The following is a 25,574-nucleotide window of genomic DNA, read 5'->3' on the forward strand; positions in this document are numbered from 1 at the left end:
GCCACCGCCGGTCCGTCACCCACTGGCCGGCCGGTGGCGCTTTTTGCTGGCCGAACGTTTACAGCGCCCGGCCGGCTCCTCCCGGGACTGCAGCCACTAGGCTGGTGCTGCAGCCATATATCCCGTCCGGTCGATCACCGGACGCTTCGAGATTGGTCAGAGTTTTGAAACTTGAACTCAGAGGGATCACCAAACGTTTTGGCACGCTCCTGGCCAACGACCACATAGACGTGGTGGTTGAGCCGGGACAGATCCACTGCCTCCTTGGTGAAAACGGGGCGGGGAAATCCACCCTGATGAATGTGCTCTACGGGCTGTATGAGCCTTCCGAAGGCGAAATCCTCATCGATGACAAGCCCGTCACGTTCCGGGGCCCGGGCGATGCAATGGCGGCAGGGATCGGCATGGTGCACCAGCACTTCATGCTGGTGCCGGTCTTCACCGTGGCAGAGAACGTAGCGCTGGGCGCCGAACCCACCAAGGCGGCCGGGTTCCTCAACCTGGACCAGACCCGGCAGCGCATCAAGGAAATCTCGGACCAATACGGCTTCGATGTGGACCCGGACGCCCTGGTGGAGGACCTGCCGGTGGGCGTGCAACAACGGGTGGAGATCATCAAGGCACTGGTCCGCAACGCCAAGGTGCTGATCCTGGATGAGCCCACCGCCGTGCTGACTCCGCAGGAGACCGACGAGCTCCTGGATATCATGCGCCAGCTGAAGTCGCGCGGAACCTCCATCGTCTTCATTTCGCACAAGCTGCGCGAGGTCAAGGAAGTCTCGGACACCATCACCGTGATCCGGCGGGGCAAGGTAGTGGGCACGGCCGATCCCGCCGCCTCCACCACCGAACTTGCCTCGATGATGGTGGGCCGTGCCGTAAGCCTGACCCTGGACAAGGCTCCGGCCCAGCCCAAGGACACCACCTTCGAAGTCCGCGACCTCACCGTCATCGCGCCCAACGGCCAGCACGTCGTGGACCATCTCAGCTTCCACATCAAGCGCGGCGAGATCCTGGCCGTTGCCGGCGTCCAGGGCAACGGGCAAACCGAACTCACCGAAGCGATCCTGGGCCTGCAGGAGCGGGTCACCGGTTCCATTGTCCTGGACGGCAAGGAGCTCGTGGGCCGGTCCGTCAAGGAAGTCCTGCAGGCCGGCGTCGGGTTCGTTCCCGAAGACCGCAAGGTGGACGGGCTGGTGGGCACCTTCTCCGTGGCGGAGAACCTGATCCTTGATCTTTATGACAAGCCGCCCTTCGCCAAGGGGATCAGCATGAGCCCTGCGAAAATCATGGAGAATGCCAAGGCGCGCATCGGCGAATTCGATGTCCGCACACCCTCCGCCGCAGCCGCCGCCGGGACCCTGTCCGGCGGCAACCAGCAAAAACTTGTGATGGCCCGCGAACTTTCCCGTCCACTGCGCCTGTTCATCGCCTCCCAGCCCACCCGCGGCGTGGACGTGGGTTCCATCGAGTTCCTGCACCGGCGGATTGTCGCGGAGCGTGACCAAGGGACCCCGGTGATGATCATTTCCACCGAACTGGACGAAGTCATGGAACTGGCGGACCGCATTGCGGTGCTCTACAAAGGCAAGCTGGTGGGCACTGTCCCCGCCGGAACCAGCCGGGACGTCCTTGGCCTCATGATGGCTGGCATCCCGCCGGAAGAACACGCACACACCCCGCCGGCCGGCACCCCGGCCGCCACCTCCAACGCCGAGGGAGCCGACCATGCCTGACCAGCCTTCCCCCAAACACGCAGACGAAAGCCGGCACGTCGACAACGAACAGCCCGGCGCCGGGTCTGCCGCCGGCCAAAATGCTGCGGAGGAAACGGCCGCAGTAGTGGCCGTCGACACCGCCGGCGGGGCGATGCAGCCCTCGGCTGTTCCAGCCACGGCCCAAAGCGGACTGCTTCCCGGCGGCTCCGACACCGTCCTGCGCAGGATCTTCACCGGAAGCGGCATGGTGTCCGTGCTGGCAGTGCTGCTGGCGCTGATCATTGGCGGCCTGCTCATCGCGAGCACCGACAAGCAGGTGGCCACCACCGCCGGCTACTTCTTCGCCCGGCCCACCGACATGCTGACGGCCGTATGGAATGCTGCCACGCGCTCCTACATAGCGCTGTTCCAAGGCTCGGTGTTCAACCCCCGCGGCAATGGGCTGGCCGCACAGTTCGCACCCTTCATGGAGACCCTCACCATCGCCACGCCGCTCATCACGGCCGGCCTGGGCGTGGCGCTGGCGTTCCGGGCCGGGCTCTTCAACATCGGCGCCCAGGGGCAGATCATCGTGGCCGGCATCCTGGCGGCCTGGGTGGGCTTCGCCCTGCACCTGCCGTTCGGCCTGCACCTGCTGCTGGTGCTGGTGGCCGGCATCATTGGCGGCGCCCTCTGGGGCGGCCTCGCCGGCCTGCTGAAGGCCCGCACCGGAGCCCACGAAGTCATCCTGACCATTATGTTCAACTACATCGCGCTGTACTTCCTGCGCTACCTGCTGAATACCCCGGCGTTCCAGCGGCCGGGGGAGTCGAACCCCATTTCGCCCATCCTGGATCCCAGCGCTGTCTACCCCCAGATCCTGGGCAGCCAGTACCGGCTGCACCTGGGCTTCATTCTGGCCATCGCGGCCACAGTCCTGGTGTGGTGGCTCCTCAACCGGTCCACGGTGGGCTTCGAGTTCCGTGCCGTGGGCGCCAACCCCAAGGCAGCCCAGACCGCCGGCATCAACGTCTCCCGCTCCACCGTCCTGGTCATGGCCATCGCCGGCGGGCTCGCAGGCATGTCAGGCGTGGCCCAGGTCGCGGGCACGGAGAAGGTGCTCACGGACGGAGTCGCCGCCACGTACGGCTTTGACGCCATCACGGTCGCCTTGCTGGGACGTTCGACGCCGTGGGGCACCTTCGCTGCCGGCCTGCTGTTCGGCGCCTTCCGCGCCGGGGCGGTCCAGATGCAGATCCAGACCGGCACCCCCATCGACATCGTCCTGGTGGTCCAGTCCCTGATTGTCCTTTTCATTGCCGCGCCGCCGCTGGTGCGGGCCGTCTTTGGACTGAACCCGCGGCGCAGGAAGCCCGCGCGCGCAGCCAAGTCCGGGCAGGCAGCCACTACCGGAGGTGCCGCATGAGCACAACAGTTTCATCGTCCAGGCCGGGCAAACCCCAGCCCGGAGGGCCCAAGGCGGACGCCCCTTCCGCAGCGCCGGCGGGCAAACCCGTCAGCTGGAAGACTCCCGTCCTGCTCGCTGTCTTCGCCCTGGTCTCCCTGGTGTTCTTCGGATTCCTGGCGCCCAGCCAGACGGCCAGCTTTGGCATCTCCACCGGCGGCGACTTCTTCCAGCTGCCTGCATTGGAGATCAATGCGTTTGCCGGCGGCATCGTACTGTCGGTAGTGCTCATGGCGCTGGCAGGATACGCCGTCTACCTGAAGACCAAGAACCAGCCGGCTCCGGGCTGGTTGGCGGTCACGTTCATCGTGATCTTCGTGGCGGCCTTCCTTATTTGGGTGGTGGGCGGGGCCCGCACCCCCGCCATCTCGCTGGCGGGGCTCATCGCCGGGTCCGTCACGCTTGCGGTTCCGCTCGTGTTCGGTTCATTGTCCGGTGTCCTGTGCGAGCGGGTGGGCGTGGTCAACATCGCCATTGAAGGACAGCTCCTGGGCGGTGCATTCACCGCAGCCATCGTTGCCAGCATGACAAAGAACGCCTTCATCGGGCTGCTGGCCGCGGCCATTGCCGGGGCGGTCGTGTCCATGGTGCTGGCGCTGTTCAGCATCAAGTACCTGGTGAACCAGATCATCGTTGGCGTCGTCCTCAACGTCCTGGTCTCAGGGGTGACGGGCTTCCTCTTCAGCACCGTGATGCAGGCCAACAAAGCCCAGTTCAACTCACCGCCGGGGCTGGACGTCATCGACATCCCCATCCTCTCCAGCATCCCCATCATCGGCCCCATCCTGTTCCGGCAGTCGCTGGTGGGCTACCTCATGTATGTGGCCGTCGCGGTGGTTTGGGTAGGCCTGTTCAAGACCAGGTGGGGCCTGCGCGTCCGGGCAGTGGGGGAGCACCCCCAGGCCGCAGATACCCTTGGCATCAACGTCAACGCCACGCGGTTCTGGAACGTGACCCTGGGCGGTGCCGTTGCCGGAATTGGCGGCTCCTTCTTCACCCTGGTAGCGATCGACAGCTTCACCAAGGAGATTTCCGGCGGCCGCGGCTTCATCGCGCTGGCCGCCCTCATCTTTGGCCGCTGGAACCCGGTGGGCGCCTTCTTCGCGGCACTCCTGTTCGGTTTCGCCGACAACCTGCAGAGCATCGTGACCATCATCGGCACCCCGGTGCCCAGCCAGTTCATGGCCATGCTGCCCTACCTGGTGACCGTCCTCGCCGTCGCCGGCCTGGTAGGCAAATCCAGGGGCCCGGCCGCCAGCGGCATCCCCTACGTCAAGGGATGACAGCCATGGCCGGCACGCAGCCGGTGGACTGGGCCGCCCTGGAGGCGGCCGCAGTCGCCGCCATGAAGAACGCCTACGCCCCGTACTCGAAGTTCCCGGTGGGAGCCGCGGCCCTGACCGGGGATGGCCGGATTGTCAGCGGCTGCAACGTGGAGAACGCCAGCTACGGGCTGACGCTCTGCGCGGAATGCGCCCTGGTGGGAAACCTGCACATGACCGGCGGAGGCCTGCTCCGAGCGTTCTACTGCGTTGACGGGGCGGGGAACATCCTCATGCCCTGCGGCCGGTGCCGGCAGCTGTTGTACGAATTCCGCGCCCCGGATATGCAGCTCATGACTACCCAGGGCATCAAAACCATGGACCAGGTGCTGCCCGACGCCTTTGGTCCCGAACACCTGGAGGAGACCCGGTGAACGAGAGCAGGACTGAGGCGTTCGACGCCGTTGACATCATCCGCACCAAGCGGGACAAGGGAACGCTGAGCCCCGAACAGATCGACTGGACCATCGATGCCTACACCCGCGGAGCGATCGCGGATGAACAGATGGCAGCCCTGAACATGGCCATCCTGCTCAACGGCATGGATCGCGCCGAAATTGCCCGGTGGACCGCCGCAATGATTGCCTCCGGCGAACGGATGGATTTCTCCAGCCTCCGGCGCCCCGATGGCGGCCTGAAGTACACCACGGACAAGCATTCAACGGGCGGTGTGGGGGACAAGATCACCCTGCCGCTGGCCCCGCTCGTCGCAGTGTTCGGCGTGGCCGTTCCGCAGCTGTCAGGCCGTGGTCTGGGGCACACCGGCGGAACCCTGGACAAGCTGGAATCCATTCCCGGGTGGCGGGCCAACCTCTCCAATGACGAGATCCTGGCCCAGCTCCAGGACGTGGGGGCTGTGATCTGCGCCGCCGGAGCGGGCCTGGCGCCGGCGGACAAGAAGCTCTACGCCCTGCGCGACGTGACCGGCACCGTGGAGGCCATCCCGCTGATCGCGTCGTCCATCATGAGCAAGAAGATCGCCGAGGGCACCGGCTCGCTGGTCCTGGACGTTAAGGTGGGCAGCGGCGCGTTCATGAAAGACGAGGCCAAAGCCCGCGAACTCGCCGGGACCATGGTGGCGCTGGGCAAGGATGCGGGGGTCAACACGGTGGCGCTGCTGACCAACATGAACACCCCGCTGGGGCTCACCGCCGGCAACGCCATCGAGGTGGAGGAATCAGTGGAGGTGCTGGCGGGCGGCGGTCCCGATGACGTTGTGGAACTGACCGTCCGGCTCGCCGAGGAAATGCTCGCCTGCGCAGGAGTGCATGACGCCGACCCCGCTGCTGCCCTCAAGGACGGCCGGGCCATGGACGTCTGGAACCGGATGATCGCCGCCCAGGGAGGCGACCCCCGGGCCGCGCTGCCGGTGGCCAGGGAATCCGACGTCGTTTACGCTCCGGCGGACGGTGTGCTGGTGGAACTGGATGCACTCGCCGTAGGGGTGGCCGCCTGGCGGTTGGGCGCCGGACGTGCCCGCAAGGAGGATGCGGTCCAGGCGGGGGCGGGAGTGCGCATGCACGCAAAGCCCGGCGCCACAGTGCGCGCCGGGGAACCCCTGATGACCCTGCTCACGGACACCCCTGAGCGGTTCGCGCGGGCCAGGGAAGCCCTTGAACATGCCGTGGTCATCGCTCCGGAAGGTTCGCGGCCTGCCCAGCAGCTCATCATCGACCGCATAGCATAGGCACCAATGCAGGCCATCAATGACTTCATCCTCGCCGCAGCCGGGCAGCCCTGGGTGCTGGTACTGGTGCTGGCCTGCTGCATCATTGACGGCTTCTTCCCGCCCGTCCCCAGCGAATCCGTGGTGGTGGGCCTTGCAGCCGTCGCCGCCACCGCCGATGTGCCCAACCCGCTGCTCCTGGCCCTGGTGGCGGCCGCCGGTGCCTTCTCCGGTGACAACATCGCCTACCTCCTGGGCCGGCGGGTGGGCACCGGGCGCTGGGCCTGGATGCGCGGCCCGCGGATGCAAAGCGCGTTCCGCTGGGCGGGCCGCGAACTGCGGAAGCGTCCCGCCTCGCTGATCCTGGTGGCCCGCTTTGTCCCTATCGGGCGGGTGGCGGTCAACCTGACCGCCGGCGTCACCCACTACCCGCATCTTCGGTTCGTGGGCCTGACCATCCTGTCGGCCAGCCTCTGGGCCGGCTACTCGGTGGCGATCGGGCTTTTCTTCGGCCAGTGGTTCGAGGACAACCACCTCCTGGGCGCGGCAATCGCCATCGTGTGCGCCGTGGCCCTGGGCATTGTGGTGGACCTGGTAATCAACAAATTCCGGGGCAAACCCAACGTCGTGGAGCGGATCCGGGAACCCGGTGCCTGACCGGCGCGTTTAACCTGTAATTCCGGGCTTCGGGGCGTAGCGCATTGCGGCTCCCGCATGGGACACTTAGGAACGATTTCCGCTTTGGCTGCGGCACTTTGGCTGTGTCATTTTTTATACAGGAGCAACACCGCGTGGAGTTTATTAATGAGGCCGTGCTCCATGCAGCGGGCCAATGGTGGATTTACCCCGTCCTGTTGGTGTTCTTCTTCGTGGACGGCTTCGCCATGGTGGTCCCCAGTGAGACGCTGATCGTTGCGCTGGCGGCTTTTTCCCGTCACAGCGGCGAGCCCAATCTTTGGATCCTGGGCCTGACGGCCCTGGTCGGCGCCATCTGCGGCGACAACATGGCCTATATGCTCGGCCGGAAGATTGGCCTGGACCGGTGGGGGTGGATGCGCCGGCCCAAAGTCCGGAAGGTCTTCTCCTGGGCGCGGTATGAGCTTGAGAAGCGGGGTGCCGTACTGATCTTCACCGCCCGCTACATCCCCTGGGGCCGGGTGGCGGTCAACTACGTCGCCGGCAGCACCGGCTTCTCGCACCGCAGGTTCTTCGTCTTCGACGCCTTCGCCTGCGTCACCTGGGTGGGCTACTCCCTTGGTATCGGCGTGCTGGCCAGCTCGTTCCCCTGGCTGCACCACAACCCCCTGCTGAGCGCGGGTATCGCCGTCGTGTTCGCGATTGTCCTGGGCATCGTCATTGACCACCTGCTGCGCTGGTGGCACAAACGGCTGGGCCGGAACGACGCACCTGACGCGGACGGGTGGAGCGATGAAACCTCCGGCTCCGGCCACGAGGGACGACCCGGCACCCAGGCCCTTGTAATGCCGTCGACAGAGGCCGGTCCCGCGGCCAAGTAGCGCCGGGCTTTGAACGGCTGGCTTTGAACTCTGGCCCACCCTAAGGTGGGAACGTGACTGAGCCTATTGTTGACGCTGCCCCTGCCATCGATTTTGACCTGAAGAGCCTGCCCAAGGTTTCCCTTCACGACCACCTGGACGGAGGACTCCGTCCGGCCACCATCATCGAACTGGCGGAGGCCGTAGGCCACACGCTCCCCTCGACCGACCCGGTGGCCCTGGGGCAGTGGTTCCGGGAGTCAGCGGATTCCGGATCCCTGGTCCGCTACCTGGAGACGTTCGACCACACCGTTGCCGTGATGCAGACCTACGACGGTCTGTTCCGCGTCGCGAAGGAGTTCGTTGAGGACCTCGCCGACGACGGCGTGGTGTACGGCGAAGTGCGTTGGGCCCCCGAGCAGCACCTCCAGAAGGGCCTGAGCCTTGATGAAGCCGTGGAAGCGGTTCAGGATGGCCTGGAGGCCGGCGTCGAAGCCGTGTCCGAAAGTGGCCGCGAAATCCAGGTGGGCCAGCTGATCACCGCCATGCGGCACGCCGACCGTGGCCAGGAGATCGCCGAACTGGCCGTCCGCCACCGCAACAAGGGCGCAGTGGGTTTTGACATCGCCGGGGCCGAGGACGGCTTCCTGCCCAGCCGCTTCAGGGACGCCTTCACCTACCTGGCCCAGCACAATTTCCCTGCCACGGTTCACGCCGGCGAGGCGGCCGGGCTGGAGAGCATCCAGTCCGCGCTGGTGGACGGCCGCGCCCTCCGCCTGGGCCACGGCGTCCGGATCGCCGAGGACATCATGGTGGAATTCGACGACGACGGGGAAGCCGGGGACACTGTTGGCCTGGTCACCCTCGGGGACCTCTCCAGCTGGATCCGCGACCGCGGCATCGCCCTGGAAATCTGCCCGTCCTCAAACCTCCAGACCGGCGCGATTGCAGAATTCGGTGAGGGCATCGAGAGCCACCCGCTGGACATGCTCTACCAGCTGGGCTTCAACGTCACCATCAACACGGACAACCGCCTGATGAGCGGCGTCACCCTGACCGACGAGTTCAACCTGCTGGTGGAAACCTTCGACTACGACCTCGACGACCTGCTGGAGCTGACCCTCAATGCCGCCGAAGCGTCCTTCCTGCCCCTGGAGGAAAAGGAAGCGCTGGTGGAATACATCAACGACGCCTACGCCAACCTTGGCTGACCAGGCGCCCGTCGGGAGGCTCGTCACTGTCATAGGGCAGCTGCGTGAGCACTGTCCCTGGATGGGCGCCCTGACACACGCCTCGCTGGTGGAGTACCTCCTGGAGGAGGCGTACGAGGTGGCCGAAACCATCGAGGAGGGCCACCCCGACGCCGAACTCCAGGGCGAGCTGGGCGACGTCCTGCTCCAGGTGGTGCTGCACGCCCGGCTGGCCGAGGAACGCGGTGCGTTCAAGTTCGACGACGTGGCGCGCGGCCTGGCTGCCAAAATGATCCGCCGGAACCCGCACGTGTTCCAACCTGACGGTTCCCTGCAGGAGAGCTTCCCGGCCACCGTTGAGGAGATCGAGCAGAAGTGGGACGAGGTCAAGCGGGCCGAACGCCCGGAGCGGCCCAGCGCCTTTGAGGGCATCCCGGAGGCCCTCCCGGCGCTGGCCAAGGCCCAAAAGTCGCTGGACCGTGCCGCCCGCGCGGGCCTCGGGCTTCCCGACGGCGCTGCCGTCCCTCAAAGCGAGGAGGAACTCGGAAACCTGCTGCTCGCCGTCGTGCGTTCCGCCCGTGACAACGGCATGGACGCTGAGCGTGCCCTCCGTGCCGCGGTCCGCCGTTACCAAGGCGGCCACGCGCCATCATGACGTCACGGCCCCGGCCGGTTTGAGTAACCCGGACCACTCTCGACTACGCTAGTCCCTGACGAGTACGTCGAGTTTTTTGCCTGATTCCCCCCGTTAATCGCCCATAAGGAGCAAATTCATGGCGCTTATCGATGCCATCCACGCCCGCGAGATCCTCGATTCCCGTGGCAACCCCACCGTAGAAGTTGAAGTCCTGCTTTCCGACGGCCAGATCGGCCGCGCGGCCGTTCCCTCCGGCGCTTCCACCGGCGAGCACGAGGCCGTCGAACTGCGCGACGGCGACAAGGGCCGCTACCTCGGCAAGGGCGTGCAGAAGGCCGTCGACGCCGTGATCGACCAGATTGCCCCCGCCCTGACCGGCTTCGACGCCACCGACCAGCGCAGCATCGACCAGGCCATGCTGGACCTGGACGGCACCCCCAACAAGGGCAAGCTGGGCGCCAACGCCATCCTGGGCGTCTCCCTGGCGGTCGCCAACGCAGCCGCGGCCTCTGCCGACCTGCCGCTCTACAAGTACCTGGGCGGCCCCAACGCGCATGTCCTGCCCGTGCCGCTGATGAACATCCTCAACGGTGGATCCCACGCCGATTCCGACGTCGACATCCAGGAATTCATGATCGCCCCGATCGGCGCCGAGACCTTCTCCGAGGGCCTGCGCTGGGGCGTCGAGGTGTACCACAACCTCAAGTCCGTGCTCAAGGAAAAGGGCCTGTCCACCGGCCTCGGCGACGAAGGCGGCTTCGCCCCGAACCTGCCGTCCAACCGTGCAGCACTGGACCTGATCCAGGAAGCCATCAAGAACGCCGGCTACACCCCGGGCAAGGACATCGCCCTGGCCCTGGACGTTGCCTCCTCCGAATTCTTCAAGGACGGCGCCTACCAGTTCGAAGGCAAAGCGCTCTCCGCCACCGAGATGAGCGCTTACTACGCCGAACTCGTGGCCGACTACCCGCTGGTCTCCATCGAAGACCCGCTGGACGAGAACGACTGGGAAGGCTGGAAGACCCTCACCGACACCATCGGCGACAAGGTCCAGCTGGTGGGCGACGACCTGTTCGTCACCAACCCCTCCATCCTGCAGCGCGGCATCGACACCAAGACCGCCAACTCCCTGCTGGTCAAGGTCAACCAGATCGGTTCCCTGACCGAGACCCTGGACGCCGTCAGCCTGGCCCAGCGCGCCGGCTACACCACCATCACCTCGCACCGCTCCGGCGAAACCGAGGACACCACCATCGCCGACATCTCGGTGGCCACCAACGCCGGCCAGATCAAGACCGGCGCCCCGGCCCGCTCCGAGCGCGTCGCCAAGTACAACCAGCTGCTGCGCATCGAAGAGGAACTCGACGACGCCGCACGCTACGCCGGACGCAGCGCGTTCCCGCGTTTCAAGGGCTAGTAACCGCCTAAACCCATCCGCGGTGGCTATGGTTGAAAGACCATAGCCACCGCTGTTGTTTCCAGCAGCATTTGTTTCAGCAGTGTTTGTCCAGCACAGATAGTGGCTGCCCAGGCAGGCTGCGTTTCAGGAGTGTCATGGCTACCCGCCGCCCCAAAGTTCCCAAGGTCGCCCCCGCCCGTCCAGCCAAGGAAACGGCCGACGACGGATCCGCCGGCGGTGCCGAGGTCATCCGGGCGGATTTCCGGCCGGGCAAGGGCGCCGCTACGACGGACAAAGCACCGGCGGGCGATAACCCGGGGCGTGGAACTGCGGGCAAGGCCGCGGCGAAGGCAGGGCAGGCAGCCAAGTCCGGGCCTTCCGCCGCACGCAAGGGCAGCAGTTCCGTTGACGGCAAGAGCGTCCGGGACGGCGATGAGGATCAGCACCCTGTCCCCGCCAAGGCGTTCTCCGGCCGCATGCTGGCGCTGGCCGTGGTGATGATTGCCATCACCATCATGCTGGCGCCCACGGTGAAGATCTTCTTCGACAAAAAGGCCGAAATCGACGCGCTGAACGCCGATATCGCCGCACGCCAGGCGGAAGGCGATGCCCTCCGGCAGCAGGTTTCGCGGTGGCAGGACCCCAACTACGTCAAACAGCAGGCCCGCGACCGCATTAACATGGTTATGCCGGGCGAAACCGGCTACTGGGTTTTTGGCAGCGATGAGCCGGCCGGAGAAAGCAGTAGCCCCGCCGGCGCAGCAGCACAAGACCCCGCCGATCTGCCGTGGGTGGATTCCCTGTGGGAGTCCATCAGGCGCGCGGCCACAGACTGAACCGCACAGGAAGGACGGCCCGCGAACATGGAACACAACACGGCAGCCGCCCGGGACGAATCCCGCCAACCGACAGCACACGACCTTGAAGTACTGAGCAGGCAGCTGGGACGCCCCGTCCGCGACGTCGTGGAGATTCCGGCGCGCTGCGTCTGTGGAAACCCCCTGGTGGCTGCCACCGCCCCGCGCCTCAGCAACGGCACCCCCTTTCCCACCACCTTCTACCTGACGCACCCGGTGATCACATCCGCGGTTTCCAGGCTTGAAGCGGCCGGCGTCATGAACAGCATGAATGAACAACTGGCAGGCGATGCCGGGCTCGCGGCTGCCTACCGCTCAGCACACGAGGAGTACCTCGCTGCCCGCGCGGCCATCGGGGAGCGTTCGGGCATCGGCGCTGTGCCTGAAATCGACGGCGTCTCCGCCGGCGGGATGCCCACGCGCGTCAAATGCCTGCACGTCCTGGTGGGCCACTCCCTGGCGGCAGGCAGCGGCGTCAATCCCTTAGGCGACCAGGCGCTTGACATGATCAGCGAATGGTGGACGGCGGACAGGTGTTACTGCGACGGTGCCTGGGACACCACAGGCGAGGCACCGTCCAGGGACCTCAGCCGCCACGGACCGCAGGGCCTGCCGGACATCGTGGGGCGCCCTGCCCCCGTGCGGAAGTCCGCCGGCGCCGCAGAGGCCGCCGAATGACCCGCGTGGCCGCCATAGACTGCGGCACCAACTCCATCCGGCTGCTGATTGCGGACATCGACCGCAGCAGCGGCGCCGCGAACCTCACCGACGTCGTCCGGGAGATGCGCGTGGTCCGGCTGGGCCAGGGCGTGGATGCTACCGGCGAACTGGCCCCGGAGGCGCTGGACCGGACCTTTGCCGCAGCGGCTGACTACGCCCGGCTGATCAAGGAGCGCGGCGCGGAGCGGATCCGCTTTGTGGCCACCTCCGCAAGCCGCGATGCGCGCAACCGGGACGTCTTCGTGGACGGCATCAGGGACCTGCTGGGAGTGGAACCTGAGGTGATCTCCGGGGACGAGGAAGCGGCACTGTCATTCGCCGGTGCCAGCAGCGTCCTGCCCATCCTCGACGGCCACCAGGTGCTGGTGGTGGACCTCGGCGGCGGAAGCACCGAATTCGTCCTCGGCACTGCAGCCGGGGTAACCGCGGCAAAGTCCGTGGACATCGGCTGTGTCCGGCTCACCGAACGGCACCTGCGCAACGATCCTCCCACCGCCGAACAGATCGCTGCCGCGGAAGCCGACGTGGACGCTGCCATGGCCCGCGCCGGGCGCGACGTACCGCTGGAACGTGCCACCGCCGTCGTCGGTGTTGCCGGGTCCGTCACCACCATTACCGCGCACGCGCTCCGCCTGCCCGGGTATTCCCCCGCCGCAATCCACGGCGCCGAACTCCCCATCGGGGAAGTCCGCGCCGCCGCCACCGACCTGCTGGGCATGACCCGGGCGCGCCGCGCGGCACTGCCGTACATGCACCCGGGACGCGTGGACGTCATCGGCGCCGGGGGACTGGTATGGCGCCGCATCCTGGAACGGATGGGGGAGCTGACCGGGGGGCGCATCACCGCGGCCACCGCAAGCGAGCACGACATCCTCGACGGCATCGCGCTGAGCATCGGTTAGGCCATGCACTCCACCCCAGCTTCCATCCCGCTCCTGCCCCGTGCGGCGGCCGCCGCCGTAGCCGTCCTCCTGGCAGCGTCCTGCCTGTGCGCCGGCCTCTTCACTGCACCCGCCGCAAACGCCGACGAATGGCGCGACAAGGAATACTGGCTGGCAGACTCCGGTATTACCAAGGCCTGGGAGGTGTCAAAAGGTGCCGGCGTCAAGGTGGCCGTCATTGACAGCGGCATCGACGCCCAGCACCCGGACCTCAAAGGCGCGGTCGTCGGCGGTTACGACGCCTCGGGCTCCGGCCAGCCCGACGGCCAGAAAAGCGTCGGCTCCAAACCCGAACACGGCACCTTGGTGGCCACCATGCTGGCCGGCCGCGGACACCAGCCGGCCAGTGCAAGCCCCAGCCCGGGTCCCGGGCAGCCCGGCACTCCGCCGGACGGGATCATGGGCGTGGCGCCGGAGGCCCAGCTTTTGTCCGTTTCCACCTGGCTGGGCTCGGCCAACCCCTCGGGCAAAAGCGACCAGGACCAGATTCCCGAGGCCGTCCGCTGGGCCGTGGACAACGGCGCCAAGGTGATCAACATTTCGCTGGGCAGCACCACCCCGCAGTGGCCGCAAAGCTGGGACGCCGCGTTCCTGTACGCAGAACAAAAGGACGTGGTCATCGTTGCCGCCGCGGGCAACCGCGTGGGCGGCAACACCCAGGTGGGCGCCCCCGCCACCATCCCCGGCGTACTCACCGTGGCGGGCCTGGACCGGAAGAACGTGGCCAGCGTGGACGCCTCATCGCAGGGGATCAGCATCGGGGTGGCTGCCCCCGCAGAGAACCTCCTGGGCGGCCTCCCCGGCGGGAGCTACGCGGAGTGGGCCGGGACCTCCGGGTCCACGCCCATCGTTTCCGGCGTCGCCGCCCTGATCCGGTCCAAGTGGCCGGACATGAGCGCCGAACAGGTGATCAACAGGATCGTCTCCACGGCAAAGGATGCCGGCCCTCCGGGCAAGGACCCGCTGTACGGCTATGGCATCCTGAACGCCGAGGCCGCGCTCAAGGCCGACGTCCCCCAGGTGTCGGTGAACCCGTTGGGCACCGTAGCCGAATGGATCCGCGTGCACCGGCGCGGCAACGCCGCGCCTGCAACTCCCCAGCCCACCGCCACCTCAGCGCCCATCGCGGCACCCACGCTGCCGGACGCCACCGTCCCGGCCGCCAAGGCACCCTCTCAGCGCGACACTGCCATCGGTGCCGCCGTCGTGATCGGTTTTGCCGTCCTGTTCGTGGCGATCATCGCTGCTGCCGGCATCTCGCTCCGGAGGGCTGCCCGGAACCCGGCCCTTGCCCGGGAGGAGCCGGAGACAGGGGTAGTGGAACAGGTGCAATCGCGCAGTAATCCGCACGTTACGGACCGGGGGGCAAGTTAGTGAAGATTTTCACAAACTGCGCTATCCTTAAACTATGGCAACCACCCCACAGCTCCAGGACCGTCCCAGGGTACTCGTCGTCGGCGGCGGGTACGTCGGCCTGTACGTAGCACTGAAACTGCAGAAGAAGATCGCGAATGCCGGTGGCATCGTCACCGTCGTCGATCCGCTGCCCTACATGACCTACCAGCCGTTCCTCCCCGAGGTGGCCGGCGGCAACATCGAGGCCCGCCACGCGGTGGTGTCCCACCGCCAGCACCTCAAGCAGACGGAACTGATCCAGGGCCGCGTTACCTCGATCGACCACGAAAACCGCACAGCTGTGGTGGCTCCCGCCGACGGCGGCGAAAACTTTGAAATTCCGTACTTCGACGTCGTGCTCGCAGCCGGCGCCATCACCCGCACGTTCCCCATCAAGGGCCTCGCGGACAAGGGCATTGGCCTGAAGACCATCGAGGAAGCCGTTGCGCTGCGCAACAAGCTGCTGGAGCGCATCGAGGTTGCCTCCACCATGACGGACCCCGCCGCACGCGCCCGCGCCCTCACCTTCGTGGTGGTCGGCGGCGGCTTTGCCGGCATCGAGTGCATCACCGAGATGGAAGACCTCGCCCGCGCAGCCGTGCGCAACAACCCCCGCATCAAGCAGGAGGAAGTCCGCTTCGTCCTGGTCGAAGCCATGGGCCGCATCATGCCCGAGGTCACCGCCAAGCAGGCCGAGTGGGTTGTGGACCACCTGCGCAGCCGCGGCATCGAGGTCCTCCTGAACACCTCGCTGGACAGCGCCGAAGGCACCCTGAAGCTCATCAACCTTCCGGACAAAACCCCCGCCCAGGAATTCGAAGCCGACACCCTGGTGTGGACGGCCGGCGTGCAGGCCAACCCGATGGTCCGCTCCACCGACTTCCCGCTCGAGCCCCGCGGCCGCGTCCGCGTCCTGCCGGACCTGCGCATTGCCGGGGACGAAGGCATCGTGGAGAACGCGTGGGCCGCAGGCGACATCGCCGCCGTTCCGGACCTCACCGGCAAGGGCCTGCCTGACGGCACCTGCGTCCCCAACGCCCAGCACGCCCTGCGCCAGGCCAAGCGCCTTGCCAAGAACCTGTGGGCTTCGCGCTGGGACAAGCCGCTGGCTGACTACAAGCACAAGAACCTTGGTGCGGTGGCCGGCTTCGGCGAATGGAAGGGCGTTGCCAACATCAACCTCCTGGGCCGGATCGGCCTCAAGGGCCCGCTGGCGTGGCTGGCCCACCGCGGCTACCACGGCATGGCCATGCCCACGTTCGAGCGCAAGTTCCGCGTGATCTTCAACTGGATCATCGGCTTCTTCGCCGGCCGGGACACCACCCAGCTCATGGACCTGGACAACCCCCGCGGCGCCTTCGTCGCGGCAGCTACCCCCGCCCCGAAGCCGGCAGCCGCACCAGCGGCAGTTCCGGCCGGCGGCTCTGGTTCAACCGCCACCACCGCTGCCAAGGAAACGGTGGCGGCCAACGCCAAGTAGTGCGTCTGCTCCCGCTTTACAGCGTCCGACGGCGGCCGTCCCCTTTGCGGGGCCGGCCGCCGTCGGCGTTTCCAGCCAACGTGCCATTCACAGGTACCATTGACCCCGGCGCCCCAGTAGCCCAATTGGCAGAGGCAGCGGACTTAAAATCCGCGTGTTGTGGGTTCGAGTCCCACCTGGGGTACAGACTGTCCCGGCACGGCGCTGCCGTCCCGGCGTTCCGAAAGCCGCCTGCCCAGCAGGCGGCTTTCGGCGTTTAATGCCCCACAGGAAACTACTGTTATAAGGCTGTGACCTCAGTCACTTAGGTTCGCTGGCGTCTATGCACTAGCTTGAAGCTAAATCAGGAATACCTGGTCCCGCTCCGGGCGCCACAGCGCCCGTTCCGCACCCGCATCGCACGGTCCTGTTTCGGAAGGCAGATTAATGTACCGAAAGAAAGTCCTCACTTCGTTGGCAGCGGCAGCCACGTTCAGCATGCTGCTGTCGGCCTGCGCCAACCAAGCAGGCCCCAGCAACACCGAGAGCTCCGGCTCGTCCAACAAAGTGAACATCCCCGCCATTTCGAAAGTGGACGTTCCCTCCGGCGCGGTCAAGCCCGCCGGCGACGGCAAGGCGACCTGCCCGTCCACCACCACGCTGGCCTACGCCGGCGCCCAGACCGGCCCCAACGCGCAGCTCGGCGTCAACATTTTCAACGGCATCCAGCTGGCCATCGACCAGCACAACAAGGCCAACCCGGGCTGCCAGGTGCAGTTCAAGAAGTTCGATACCGAAGGCGACCCCAACAAGGCCACCGGCCCCGTCACCCAGCTGGTGAGCGAGCCGGACATCCTGGGTGTGGTCGGCCTCCCGTTCTCGGGTGAGTCCAAAGCCACGGGCAACATCTTCGAGCAGAAGGGCCTGGTGCACATCACGCCGTCGGCCACCAACCCGGGCCTGACCAACAACGGCTGGACCACCTTCTTCCGGGGCCTCGGCAATGACGCCGTCCAGGGTCCGGCGGCCGCCAAGTTCCTCACCGGGAAGCTTGGCGCCAAGAAGGTCTACCTGGTCCAGGATGATTCCGACTACGGCATCGGCCTGGGAACCTCCACCTCTGCCGGCCTGGGCAGCGCACTGGCCGGGACGGAAAAGGTGACCACCGGGCAGAAGGACTTCTCGGCAGTCATTTCCAAGATCATGAACGCCAAGGCGGACGCCGTCTTCTACGCCGGCTACTACGCAGAGGGCGCCCCGTTCGACCAGCAGCTGGTCGGCAAGGGGTTCACGGGGACGTTCGTGGCACCGGATGGCGTCAAGGATGACCAGTTCATCAAGCAGGCAGGCGACGCTTCCAACAACGCCTACTTCACCTGCCCCTGCATCCCCGGTGAGCTGATTCCTGATTTTGCATCGGCTTACAAGGACATCGCCAAGGGTGCAGAACCCGGTACGTACTCCATCGAGGGCTACGACGCCGCAACCGTGCTCCTGTCCGGGATCGACGCCGGCAAGCAGAACCGCGCCGACCTGCTTGCCTGGGTCAAGGCCTACGACAAGGACGGCCTGAGCAAGCACTACAAGTGGGATGCGAAGGGCGAGCTCCAGGCCCCGACCGTGTACGGCTACAAGGTGGAAAACGGGAAGATCGTTCCCATCGGCCCCATCGGGGAGTAGCAGCCCGGCGCAAGACAATGGCTGTGGGGGCCAGCATCAGCAGGCCCCCACAGCCTTTTCTTCGCTTGGCAGCAGCCCAGGACCAAACTACGTCAATAGACACAAGTCCCACGGCCGGGCCCACAAGGCCGCGTGCAACTGGATCAGGATGTTCCCATGCTTCCCTCTCTTGTCCCACTACTCCCGACTGAAAACGACTGGATCACCTTCGACATACCGTCCCTGGCCCAGAACTTCTGGAGTGCCACCTTTGACGGCCTCACCTTCGGGGCCATCTACGCGCTCGTAGCGCTGGGCTACACCCTGGTCTACGGCGTGCTGAACCTGATCAACTTCGCCCACTCGGAAGTGTTCATCGTCGGCTGCTACGCAGTCTTCTTCACCCTCAGCAGCCTGGGCTTCGGCCCCTCGGTTCCCCGGCTCGACATCTGGGCGATCATCCTGAACCTGTTGCTGGCGCTGGTTTTGGCCATGGTTGCCTCGGCCGTCACAGCCTTCCTGCTGGAACGCATCGCATACAAACCCCTTCGGCGACGCAACGCCCCCCGCCTGGTCTTCCTGATCACGGCCATTGGTGCTTCCTTCACCATCCAGTACCTGATCTACCTGTGGCGTGGTCCCAGCCCCGAGCTTGCCCTGACCATGTTCCGGCCCACCCCCATCTTCGACGTCTTCGGCACCATCATCGATTCCCAGCAGCTGGTGATCATCATCGCCGCGGTGATCATGATGGTGGGCATCGACAGGTTCATCAGCAAGTCCCGCACCGGCCGCGGCATCCGGGCCGTTGCCCAGGATCCTGATACCGCAACATTGATGGGCGTCAACAAAGAGCGCATCATTATTACCACCTTCGTCATCGGAGGCCTGCTCGCAGGAGCCGCCGCCTTGTTCTATGTCATGAAAATCCCGTCCGGTGTCCAGTACAGCGGCGGATTCGTCCTGGGCATCAAGGCCTTCGCGGCCGCTGTGCTCGGCGGCATCGGCAACGTCCGCGGCGCCCTGCTGGGCGGCCTGCTGCTCGGCCTGATCGGCAACTACGGCCAGATCCTGCTGGGCAACTCGCAGTGGACTGACGTCGTGGCCTTCGTGGTGCTGGTGCTCGTGCTGCTGCTGCGGCCCGAAGGCATCCTGGGAACCTCCCTTGGAAGGAGCAAAGCATGAGCATGACGGACGGCCCCACACCGCTGCAGACAGCGGCGGCCCAACAGGCAGCAGAGGACCGCGAAGCTTCCTCGAAGGCCGCAGGAAAGAGCGACCTCCGCCAGCGGGGCAGACGCAAGTCCGGGTACTTCTCCGACCGGTGGCACGCACTGTCCCGGCAACAGCAGTGGGCGTTCCTGATTATCGTCGTCGTCCTGGCCTACCTGCTCCCGCTGATGAACCCGCCCATCATCACCACCGAGCCCGGCAACAACTTCGCCCTGGCCTGCTTCGACATGGCCCGGTTCGCACTGATCGCCGTCGGCCTCAACGTGGTGGTGGGATACGCCGGCCTCCTGGACCTGGGATACGTCGCCTTCTTTGCCGTGGGCTCCTACTGCGCAGCAATGCTGACCAGTCCGGACTCGCCCTTCCTGCATATCCCATACCTGTGGACCATTCCGATCGCCATGGCCGTCACCATGTTCTTCGGCGTAGTGCTGGGCGTCCCCACCTTGCGCCTTCGAGGCGACTACCTGGCCATCGTGACGCTCGGATTCGGCGAAATCGTCCGCATCCTGGCCACGATCATCCCGGCAATGAAGGGCCAGGTGGGCTTCCAGAACGTTGGCCACCCGCCGGGTACCGAGGCTGACGGAACGCCCATCTTCTCCAACTCGAACGGCGTGCCCTGGTACTGGCTGACGTTGACCATCATCATCATCGTCACCCTCCTGGTAGGCAACCTGGAACGCAGCCGGGTTGGCCGCGCCTGGATCGCCATCCGTGAAGACGAGGACGCCGCCGAAATCATGGGCGTTCCCACCTTCAAATACAAGGTGTGGGCCTTCGCCATCGGCGCAGCGATCGGCGGACTATCCGGCGCCCTCTTCGCCGGGCAGGTGGGGTTCGTCAACAATCAGAAATTCGACGTCACCACGTCCATCCTGTTCCTCGCCGCCGTCGTGCTTGGCGGAGCGGGCAACAAGGTTGGTGCCATCCTTGGCGGCGCCCTGGTCAGCTACATCCCGCTGAGGTTCACGGCCATTGCCGAATACAAGTACCTGATCTTCGGCATTGCCCTGGTGCTGATCATGATCTTCCGTTCCCAGGGACTGCTCCCGGCACGGCAGCGGTTGCTCGCCTACGGACGGACTGCTCTGAACAAGGTGGTCACCCGCGAGGTCACCCAGCCCAAGGACACGGACAATCCACCAGCCGGTCCCGACACCCGGGCGGCCGGACAGAGAGGAGCGGAGGCATGAGCTCCGAGGAAAGGCACGGCGGCTCCAGCAGCGTGGAGGAACAGCCGGCAAGTGATGGCTCCGCGGCTGTTGCGCCCGAGATCGACATCGAAGCCCTGGCAGAGGCCGGCGTGGACCCGGAACTTGCCGAGAAGGTGGCCCCGGACCGCGACATCGCGGTCAAGGTGGGCGACAACATCGTGGAAGTCCAGAACCTGACCATCAAGTTCGGCGGCCTCGTGGCGCTGGACAACATCAGCTTCAACATCAAGCGGGGCGAGATCCTGGGCCTCATCGGGCCCAACGGCGCCGGCAAGACCACCTGCTTCAACGCGATGACGGGCGTTTACAAGCCCACCAGCGGGAAGGTGGTGCTGGAAGGCCAGGTCCTGAACGGCATCAAGCAGCACAAAATCACCCGCCTGGGCCTGTCCCGCACCTTCCAGAACATCCGCCTGTTCGGTGAGATGACCGCCCTCGAGAACGTGGTGGTGGGCCTGGACGCCCGGCACCGGACCAGCGTCGGCGGGGCGCTGCTGCGCCTGCCCACCCACATCAGGGAGGAGAAGTCCGCCATCGAACGGGGCATGGCCCTGCTGGACTTCGTTGGCATCGGCAGCCACGCGCATGTCCTGTCCCGGCAACTGCCGTACGGCTACCAGCGCCGCCTGGAGATTGCCCGGGCCCTGGCAACCGATCCCAAGGTCCTGTGCCTCGACGAGCCTGCGGCCGGATTCAATCCTGCCGAAAAGGAAGAACTGATGGCGCTCATCCGCACCATCAGGGATGAGGGCTACACCGTGCTGCTGATCGAGCACGACATGAAGCTCGTGATGGGCGTGACGGACCGGATCGTCGTGCTGGAATTCGGGAAGAAGATTGCGGATGGACTGCCGCGCGAGATCCGCGAGGACCCGCGCGTTATTGCCGCCTACCTAGGAGAGCCCGAAGATGACGTTGCTTGAACTTAAGGACGTTTCCGTGCACTACGGCCGCATCCAGGCCCTGCGGAACATCTCCTTCACCGTGGATGAAGGTGAAGTCGTGGCGTTGATCGGCGCCAACGGTGCCGGCAAAACCACCACGATGCGGACAATCTCCGGGTTGCTGAACTGCTCGGAAGGCCGGATCATGTTCGCCGGCCAGGACATCACCAAGATGAAGGCCCATATCCGGGTGGTCCACGGAATCTCCCAGGCCCCCGAAGGCCGCGGTATCTTCCCGGGCATGACCGTCATGGAAAACCTCGATATGGGCACTTTCGGACGCAAGGACAGAAGCGGGGTGGGGAAGGACCTGGACCGCGTGTTCGACCTGTTTCCCCGCCTGAAGGAGCGGGAAAAGCAGTACGGGGGCACTATGTCCGGCGGCGAGCAGCAGATGCTGGCCATTGGGCGGGCCCTGATGTCCAACCCGAAGCTGCTGCTCCTGGACGAGCCCTCCATGGGCCTGGCACCACAGTTCATCCGCCAGATTTTCAAGATCATCAAGGAAATCAACAACCAGGGCACCACCGTCCTGATGGTGGAACAGAACGCCAACCAGGCCCTGGCCGGGGCACACCGCGCCTTCGTGCTGGAGACCGGGGAGATCACCCACAGCGGAACAGGAAAGCAGTTGCTGGACGACCCGTCCATCAAGGAGGCCTACCTGGGGGTGGGGTAGTTCGCCGCACGGGGCCCGGTGCCTGGAAAGGTGCAACGGTCACGGTTCGGTTGCAACCGGGCCCCAAGGGAACTTTCCCTGCTGCCTCCGCGTGGGAATTGGTAGCGTAACAAAAAGCTCATCACCCACATCCACATGGAGGAATCCCGCAATGGCACTTGGCGGCAACCCGATCTTCAACGGAAAGAATTTCCGTGGAGCCACCCAGGCACCGCCTGTCCCGCAGGCTCCCTACGGCGCTCCCTACGGCCAGCAGCCCTATGGCGGCCAGGCACCGTACGGCCGCCAGCCCTACGGCCAGCAGGGCTGGGGCACGCAACCCCAGAGCATGACCGACGAGCAGCTGCGGCAGATGTACAGCCAGCCCTCGGCCGGCCCCGCAGACACTGGCAGGATGACGTTCGACGACGTCATCATGAAGACCGCGGCCTGCCTCGGCGCCGTGCTGGTGGGCGCAGCCATCACCCTCACGGTGGGCCTGCCGCTGGCGTCAATGCTGATGATTGTCGGCGCCCTGGGCGGGTTCGTGCTGGCCCTGGTCAACACCTTCAAGAAGCAGCCTTCGCCGGCACTGATCCTTGCGTACGCGGCGCTGGAGGGCCTCTTCCTCGGCGGACTCACCAGGATCCTTGACACCCAATTCCCCGGTGTGGGGCTGCAGGCGGTCATCGGTACCCTGTCCGTATTTGCCGTGACCCTGGTGCTCTTCAAGAGCGGCAAGGTCCGGGCCACCCCCAAGGCCATGCGGTTCTTCATGATCGCCATCATCGGCTACGCCGTGTTTGCCCTGGTCAACATGGTGCTGATGTGGACCGGCGCCCTGCAGCAGCCCTTCGGCCTGCGCAGCGTCGAGATCTTCGGGATCCCGCTGGGCGTCTTCATCGGCCTGCTCGCCATAGGCCTCGCCGCCTTCTCGCTGATCATGGACTTCACCAGCATCGAGGAAGGGGTCCGCAGCGGAGCCCCGCAGCGCTTCTCCTGGACGGCAGCATTCGGGCTGACCGTCACCCTCGTCTGGCTGTATGTGGAGATCATCCGCCTGCTGGCCATCCTGCGCGGCGACGACTAGGCACCCGGCCAGCTTCCGCCGTCGTAAACCAACAACCGTGGGCTCCACCAGACTGGTGGGGCCCACGGCCGTTAAGGGCTGACGGCATCAGGCTGCCGCGGCGTCCCTAGGCAATGCGCATGGCGCCGGCGGCAGGGGAAACGGTAAAGATGTCCGGCGCCTTGAAGCCGGCGTCGGCAAAAGCCTGGGTGACGGCGGCGCGCACCTTCTGCTCGGCGTCCACCGGGGTCAGCGCAATCGCAGCTCCGCCAAAGCCGCCCCCGGTCATGCGGGCACCAGTGGCCCCATGGGCCCGCGAGGTGTCCACGGCCAAGTCCAATTCCGGGCAGGAAATTTCAAAATCATCGCGCATGGAGGCATGGCTGGCGTCCAGCAGGGGACCGATGGCGCTGGGACCGGGGCCGCCCAGAAGCTCCACGGCCTGGAGCACGCGGTCATTTTCGGTGACAACATGCCGCACCCGGCGGAACGTCACCTCATCCAGCAGGCCGCTTGCCTCCTCAAGGTCAGCCACCTCGACGTCCCGCAGTGCCTTAACCCCCAGCACTTCCGCCCCAAGCTCGCAGGATTCCCGGCGTGACGCATAGCCCCCGTCGGCGTGGGAGTGCGACACCTTGGTGTCAATCACCAGGAGCACCAGGCCTGCGGGTTCGGTCTCGAAAGGAACCAGGCTTGCCTTCTGGTCCCGGCAGTCCAGGAAGACGGCGTGGCCCTTCGAGCCGCGAAGGGACGCTGACTGGTCCATGATCCCGGTGGGCGCACCCACGAAGTCGTTCTCCGCACGCTGGGTTGCCAGCACCATGTCCTGGGCCGACAGCCCGGCACCCGTGAGGTCGTTGAGCGCCGTGACGACGGCGCATTCGATGGCGTGCGACGACGACAGGCCGGCACCGAGCGGGACGTTCGAGTCCAGGAGCAGGTCCAGCCCGGGAACGGTGATGCCCCGCTCCCGGAGGGCCCACATGACGCCGAGGGGGTACTTGGTCCAGCCCTTCGCTGTTCCCGGCCGCAGGGTGCCGAGGGTGGTGGTGACCACGCCCTGGTCGCCGTACGTGGACAGGAGCCGCACGGTTGAATCCTGGCGGGCCGCGATGGCCACCCGGGCGGTGCGGTCGATGGCGAAGGGGAGGACGAAGCCCTCGTTGTAGTCCGTATGTTCGCCGATGAGGTTAACCCGGCCCGGTGCCTGCCAGATGCCGTCGGGAGCGCCTCCGAACTCGAGTTCAAAGCGGGCGCCGAGACTTTGGGCGGCGGGTGCGGATGCGGGCGCGGCCTTGGCCGGATCCTGGGTGCTCACGCGGAAGCTCCTTCCGGGGTGGCCGCCCTGGCGGCGGCAGGCACGGACGACGGCGGGACCGCAACACTGCGCAGCCGTTCCGCCACAATTTCGGGGGTGGTGTCGTTGATGAAAGCGCCCATGGCCGCTTCGGAGCCGGCCAGGTACTTCAGCTTATCGGCCGCCCTGCGCGGGGAGGTGAGCTGAAGATGGAGGTAGCCCGCCGGCCGGAGGAAGTCATCCAGCGGCGCCTGGTGCCAGGCGGAGATGTAGGGAGTGGGCGTGGGGTACAGGGCATCCACCCGCTTGAGCAGGTCGAGGTAGACGTGTGCCAGCTCGTCCTTTTCCTCTCCGCCCAGTGCAGCCAGGTCCGGCACCCGGCGGTGGGGGACGAGGTGGATCTCCAGCGGCCAACGGGCCGCGAAGGGCACATAGGCGCTGAAATGCGTGCCTTCGAGGACCATTCTGCTGCCGTCTTCCCGTTCGGCCCTCAGCAGGGAACCGGTCAGGGTGTCCCTGCCGTCCTGCGCGTCGTAGTACTTCCGGGCGGCCGCCCCCAGGGTGCCGGCCCGCGGGGTGATGTAGGGGTAGGCATAGATCTGCCCGTGTGGGTGATGCAGTGTCACGCCGATGTCCGCGCCGCGGTTTTCGAACGGGAACACCTGCTTGACGCCGGCCATGGCGCTCAAGGCAGCGGTACGCTGCGCCCAGGCCTCGATCACCGTACGGGACCGCTCCCCGCTGAGGCCGCTGAAGGACCCGGTGTGGTCGGGGGTGAACGACACTACTTCGCAGCGGCCGTACGCCGGGCCTTTCGTTCCCCATGCGGCGTTGTCAGGCACGGGCCCCAGGGCCGGTCCCAGCGAGGGGAACCGGTTTTCGAAGACCACAACGTCGTAATCCGGGGCAGGGATCTCGGAAGCGTTGGCGGGCGTGGTGGGGCAGATGGGGCACTGGTCTGCCGGCGGCAGGTGGGTGCGGGCCTGGCGGTGCGCGGCGACGGCCACCCATTCGTCCGTCAGGGCATCGAAGCGCACCTCGCCCGGCTCCCCGCGAGGGGGCAGGCCGCGGTGGTCGGTGGTGAGGTGCCCGGCGCGTGACGTGCTGGTGCTGTCATCGTCGAAGTAGATCAGCTCCCGCCCATCGGAGAGTCTGGTACTGGTAATCCCTGTCATACAAAAAGTCTTGCATAAACGATCAAGAATGAATAGTTAACAACAAAAAGTAACAAAGGGGGATGGAAGGGCCATTCG

Annotated in this window: 23 protein-coding genes and 1 tRNA gene; 22 read left to right on the forward strand and 2 right to left on the reverse strand. The window is 66.1% G+C overall.

The features are described from left to right. Nucleotides 1-164: 164 nt before the first annotated feature. From LDO14_RS06265 to LDO14_RS06370, 22 genes are all read left to right on the forward strand, one after another. The gene (locus LDO14_RS06265; RefSeq protein ID WP_144600478.1) at nt 165-1,736 is read left to right on the forward strand and encodes an ABC transporter ATP-binding protein; all 1,572 of its coding nucleotides are present in this window, start codon (nt 165-167) and stop codon (nt 1,734-1,736) included. Then, nucleotides 1,729-3,123, forward strand: a complete 1,395-nt coding sequence (locus tag LDO14_RS06270; protein ID WP_144600476.1) for an ABC transporter permease — start codon at nt 1,729-1,731, stop codon at nt 3,121-3,123. Before LDO14_RS06265 ends, LDO14_RS06270 begins: the two co-directional genes overlap by 8 nt. Continuing rightward, on the forward strand, nt 3,120-4,445 hold the full coding sequence (locus LDO14_RS06275; RefSeq protein ID WP_018770206.1) for an ABC transporter permease: 1,326 nt from the start codon (nt 3,120-3,122) through the stop codon (nt 4,443-4,445). Before LDO14_RS06270 ends, LDO14_RS06275 begins: the two co-directional genes overlap by 4 nt. Before the next feature lie 5 nt (nt 4,446-4,450). Continuing rightward, nucleotides 4,451-4,858, forward strand: a complete 408-nt coding sequence (locus LDO14_RS06280; RefSeq protein WP_144600474.1) for a cytidine deaminase — start codon at nt 4,451-4,453, stop codon at nt 4,856-4,858. Continuing rightward, nucleotides 4,855-6,171 (forward strand): thymidine phosphorylase, encoded by a 1,317-nt coding sequence (locus tag LDO14_RS06285; RefSeq protein WP_144600472.1) that lies wholly within the window; start codon nt 4,855-4,857, stop codon nt 6,169-6,171. Before LDO14_RS06280 ends, LDO14_RS06285 begins: the two co-directional genes overlap by 4 nt. Before the next feature lie 6 nt (nt 6,172-6,177). Continuing rightward, on the forward strand, nt 6,178-6,807 hold the full coding sequence (locus tag LDO14_RS06290; RefSeq protein ID WP_018770203.1) for a VTT domain-containing protein: 630 nt from the start codon (nt 6,178-6,180) through the stop codon (nt 6,805-6,807). A gap of 134 nt (nt 6,808-6,941) precedes the next feature. Continuing rightward, the gene (locus LDO14_RS06295) at nt 6,942-7,667 is read left to right on the forward strand and encodes a DedA family protein (RefSeq protein ID WP_223994430.1); all 726 of its coding nucleotides are present in this window, start codon (nt 6,942-6,944) and stop codon (nt 7,665-7,667) included. Between the two features lie 53 nt (nt 7,668-7,720). Beyond that, entirely contained in the window at nt 7,721-8,857 is a 1,137-nt protein-coding gene (locus LDO14_RS06300) for an adenosine deaminase (protein ID WP_018770201.1), read from the forward strand. Nucleotides 8,858-8,918: 61 nt separating this feature from the next. Next, complete coding sequence (locus LDO14_RS06305; RefSeq protein ID WP_018770200.1) at nt 8,919-9,491, forward strand: MazG nucleotide pyrophosphohydrolase domain-containing protein; 573 nt, start codon at nt 8,919-8,921, stop codon at nt 9,489-9,491. A gap of 118 nt (nt 9,492-9,609) precedes the next feature. Then, nucleotides 9,610-10,890: a phosphopyruvate hydratase gene (gene eno / locus LDO14_RS06310; protein WP_018770199.1), complete on the forward strand. Its 1,281-nt coding sequence runs from the start codon at nt 9,610-9,612 to the stop codon at nt 10,888-10,890. A 137-nt stretch (nt 10,891-11,027) separates the two neighbouring features. Further along, nucleotides 11,028-11,708, forward strand: a complete 681-nt coding sequence (locus tag LDO14_RS06315) for a septum formation initiator family protein (RefSeq protein WP_018770198.1) — start codon at nt 11,028-11,030, stop codon at nt 11,706-11,708. A gap of 27 nt (nt 11,709-11,735) precedes the next feature. Then, complete coding sequence (locus LDO14_RS06320) at nt 11,736-12,407, forward strand: DUF501 domain-containing protein (RefSeq protein WP_018770197.1); 672 nt, start codon at nt 11,736-11,738, stop codon at nt 12,405-12,407. Then, a complete protein-coding gene (locus LDO14_RS06325; RefSeq protein WP_018770196.1) occupies nt 12,404-13,351 on the forward strand; it encodes a Ppx/GppA phosphatase family protein in 948 nt (315 codons plus the stop codon). The genes LDO14_RS06320 and LDO14_RS06325 overlap by 4 nt, the downstream gene beginning before the upstream one ends. A gap of 3 nt (nt 13,352-13,354) precedes the next feature. After that, a complete protein-coding gene (locus LDO14_RS06330; protein ID WP_018770195.1) occupies nt 13,355-14,764 on the forward strand; it encodes a S8 family serine peptidase in 1,410 nt (469 codons plus the stop codon). Nucleotides 14,765-14,798: 34 nt separating this feature from the next. Beyond that, nucleotides 14,799-16,265, forward strand: coding sequence for an FAD-dependent oxidoreductase (locus tag LDO14_RS06335; RefSeq protein ID WP_134164553.1), 1,467 nt, complete (start codon nt 14,799-14,801; stop codon nt 16,263-16,265). Nucleotides 16,266-16,375: 110 nt separating this feature from the next. After that, nucleotides 16,376-16,449, forward strand: a tRNA-Leu gene (locus LDO14_RS06340). A 242-nt stretch (nt 16,450-16,691) separates the two neighbouring features. After that, on the forward strand, nt 16,692-17,924 hold the full coding sequence (locus LDO14_RS06345; RefSeq protein ID WP_056393470.1) for a branched-chain amino acid ABC transporter substrate-binding protein: 1,233 nt from the start codon (nt 16,692-16,694) through the stop codon (nt 17,922-17,924). Nucleotides 17,925-18,080: 156 nt separating this feature from the next. Further along, nucleotides 18,081-19,088 carry a branched-chain amino acid ABC transporter permease gene (locus tag LDO14_RS06350; RefSeq protein ID WP_018770192.1) on the forward strand — a complete coding sequence of 336 codons (1,008 nt, stop codon included), beginning with the start codon at nt 18,081-18,083 and terminating at the stop codon, nt 19,086-19,088. Next, nucleotides 19,085-20,332 carry a branched-chain amino acid ABC transporter permease gene (locus LDO14_RS06355; RefSeq protein WP_018770191.1) on the forward strand — a complete coding sequence of 416 codons (1,248 nt, stop codon included), beginning with the start codon at nt 19,085-19,087 and terminating at the stop codon, nt 20,330-20,332. The genes LDO14_RS06350 and LDO14_RS06355 overlap by 4 nt, the downstream gene beginning before the upstream one ends. Beyond that, complete coding sequence (locus LDO14_RS06360; RefSeq protein WP_018770190.1) at nt 20,329-21,276, forward strand: ATP-binding cassette domain-containing protein; 948 nt, start codon at nt 20,329-20,331, stop codon at nt 21,274-21,276. Before LDO14_RS06355 ends, LDO14_RS06360 begins: the two co-directional genes overlap by 4 nt. Then, nucleotides 21,263-21,976, forward strand: coding sequence for an ABC transporter ATP-binding protein (locus tag LDO14_RS06365; RefSeq protein WP_018770189.1), 714 nt, complete (start codon nt 21,263-21,265; stop codon nt 21,974-21,976). Before LDO14_RS06360 ends, LDO14_RS06365 begins: the two co-directional genes overlap by 14 nt. A gap of 151 nt (nt 21,977-22,127) precedes the next feature. Further along, complete coding sequence (locus LDO14_RS06370) at nt 22,128-23,045, forward strand: Bax inhibitor-1/YccA family protein (protein ID WP_056393472.1); 918 nt, start codon at nt 22,128-22,130, stop codon at nt 23,043-23,045. A gap of 106 nt (nt 23,046-23,151) precedes the next feature. Here the strand turns inward: LDO14_RS06370 and galK are convergent, their stop codons facing one another. Together galK and galT are read right to left on the reverse strand one after the other, a co-directional pair. After that, nucleotides 23,152-24,342: a galactokinase gene (gene galK, locus LDO14_RS06375; RefSeq protein ID WP_223994432.1), complete on the reverse strand. Its 1,191-nt coding sequence runs from the start codon at nt 24,340-24,342 to the stop codon at nt 23,152-23,154. Continuing rightward, nucleotides 24,339-25,496, reverse strand: a complete 1,158-nt coding sequence (gene galT, locus LDO14_RS06380; RefSeq protein ID WP_134164551.1) for a galactose-1-phosphate uridylyltransferase — start codon at nt 25,494-25,496, stop codon at nt 24,339-24,341. Before galT ends, galK begins: the two co-directional genes overlap by 4 nt. Nucleotides 25,497-25,574: the final 78 nt, after the last annotated feature.

Source organism: Arthrobacter sp. NicSoilB11, from assembly GCF_019977375.1.
GTDB lineage: Bacteria > Actinomycetota > Actinomycetes > Actinomycetales > Micrococcaceae > Arthrobacter.

Bases quoted from the DNA above. Each gene is read 5' to 3' on its own strand.
- LDO14_RS06270 (WP_144600476.1), top strand. From the start codon at position 1,729: ATGCCTGACCAGCCTTCCCCCAAACACGCAGACGAAAGCCGGCACGTC.
- LDO14_RS06275 (WP_018770206.1), top strand. From the start codon at position 3,120: ATGAGCACAACAGTTTCATCGTCCAGGCCGGGCAAACCCCAGCCCGGA.
- LDO14_RS06280 (WP_144600474.1), top strand. From the start codon at position 4,451: ATGGCCGGCACGCAGCCGGTGGACTGGGCCGCCCTGGAGGCGGCCGCA.
- LDO14_RS06290 (WP_018770203.1), top strand. From the start codon at position 6,178: ATGCAGGCCATCAATGACTTCATCCTCGCCGCAGCCGGGCAGCCCTGG.
- LDO14_RS06305 (WP_018770200.1), top strand. From the start codon at position 8,919: ATGGGCGCCCTGACACACGCCTCGCTGGTGGAGTACCTCCTGGAGGAG.
- eno (WP_018770199.1), top strand. From the start codon at position 9,610: ATGGCGCTTATCGATGCCATCCACGCCCGCGAGATCCTCGATTCCCGT.
- LDO14_RS06315 (WP_018770198.1), top strand. From the start codon at position 11,028: ATGGCTACCCGCCGCCCCAAAGTTCCCAAGGTCGCCCCCGCCCGTCCA.
- LDO14_RS06320 (WP_018770197.1), top strand. From the start codon at position 11,736: ATGGAACACAACACGGCAGCCGCCCGGGACGAATCCCGCCAACCGACA.
- LDO14_RS06325 (WP_018770196.1), top strand. From the start codon at position 12,404: ATGACCCGCGTGGCCGCCATAGACTGCGGCACCAACTCCATCCGGCTG.
- LDO14_RS06330 (WP_018770195.1), top strand. From the start codon at position 13,355: ATGCACTCCACCCCAGCTTCCATCCCGCTCCTGCCCCGTGCGGCGGCC.
- LDO14_RS06335 (WP_134164553.1), top strand. From the start codon at position 14,799: ATGGCAACCACCCCACAGCTCCAGGACCGTCCCAGGGTACTCGTCGTC.
- LDO14_RS06345 (WP_056393470.1), top strand. From the start codon at position 16,692: ATGTACCGAAAGAAAGTCCTCACTTCGTTGGCAGCGGCAGCCACGTTC.
- LDO14_RS06350 (WP_018770192.1), top strand. From the start codon at position 18,081: ATGCTTCCCTCTCTTGTCCCACTACTCCCGACTGAAAACGACTGGATC.
- LDO14_RS06355 (WP_018770191.1), top strand. From the start codon at position 19,085: ATGAGCATGACGGACGGCCCCACACCGCTGCAGACAGCGGCGGCCCAA.
- LDO14_RS06360 (WP_018770190.1), top strand. From the start codon at position 20,329: ATGAGCTCCGAGGAAAGGCACGGCGGCTCCAGCAGCGTGGAGGAACAG.
- LDO14_RS06365 (WP_018770189.1), top strand. From the start codon at position 21,263: ATGACGTTGCTTGAACTTAAGGACGTTTCCGTGCACTACGGCCGCATC.
- LDO14_RS06370 (WP_056393472.1), top strand. From the start codon at position 22,128: ATGGCACTTGGCGGCAACCCGATCTTCAACGGAAAGAATTTCCGTGGA.
- galT (WP_134164551.1), bottom strand. From the start codon at position 25,496: ATGACAGGGATTACCAGTACCAGACTCTCCGATGGGCGGGAGCTGATC.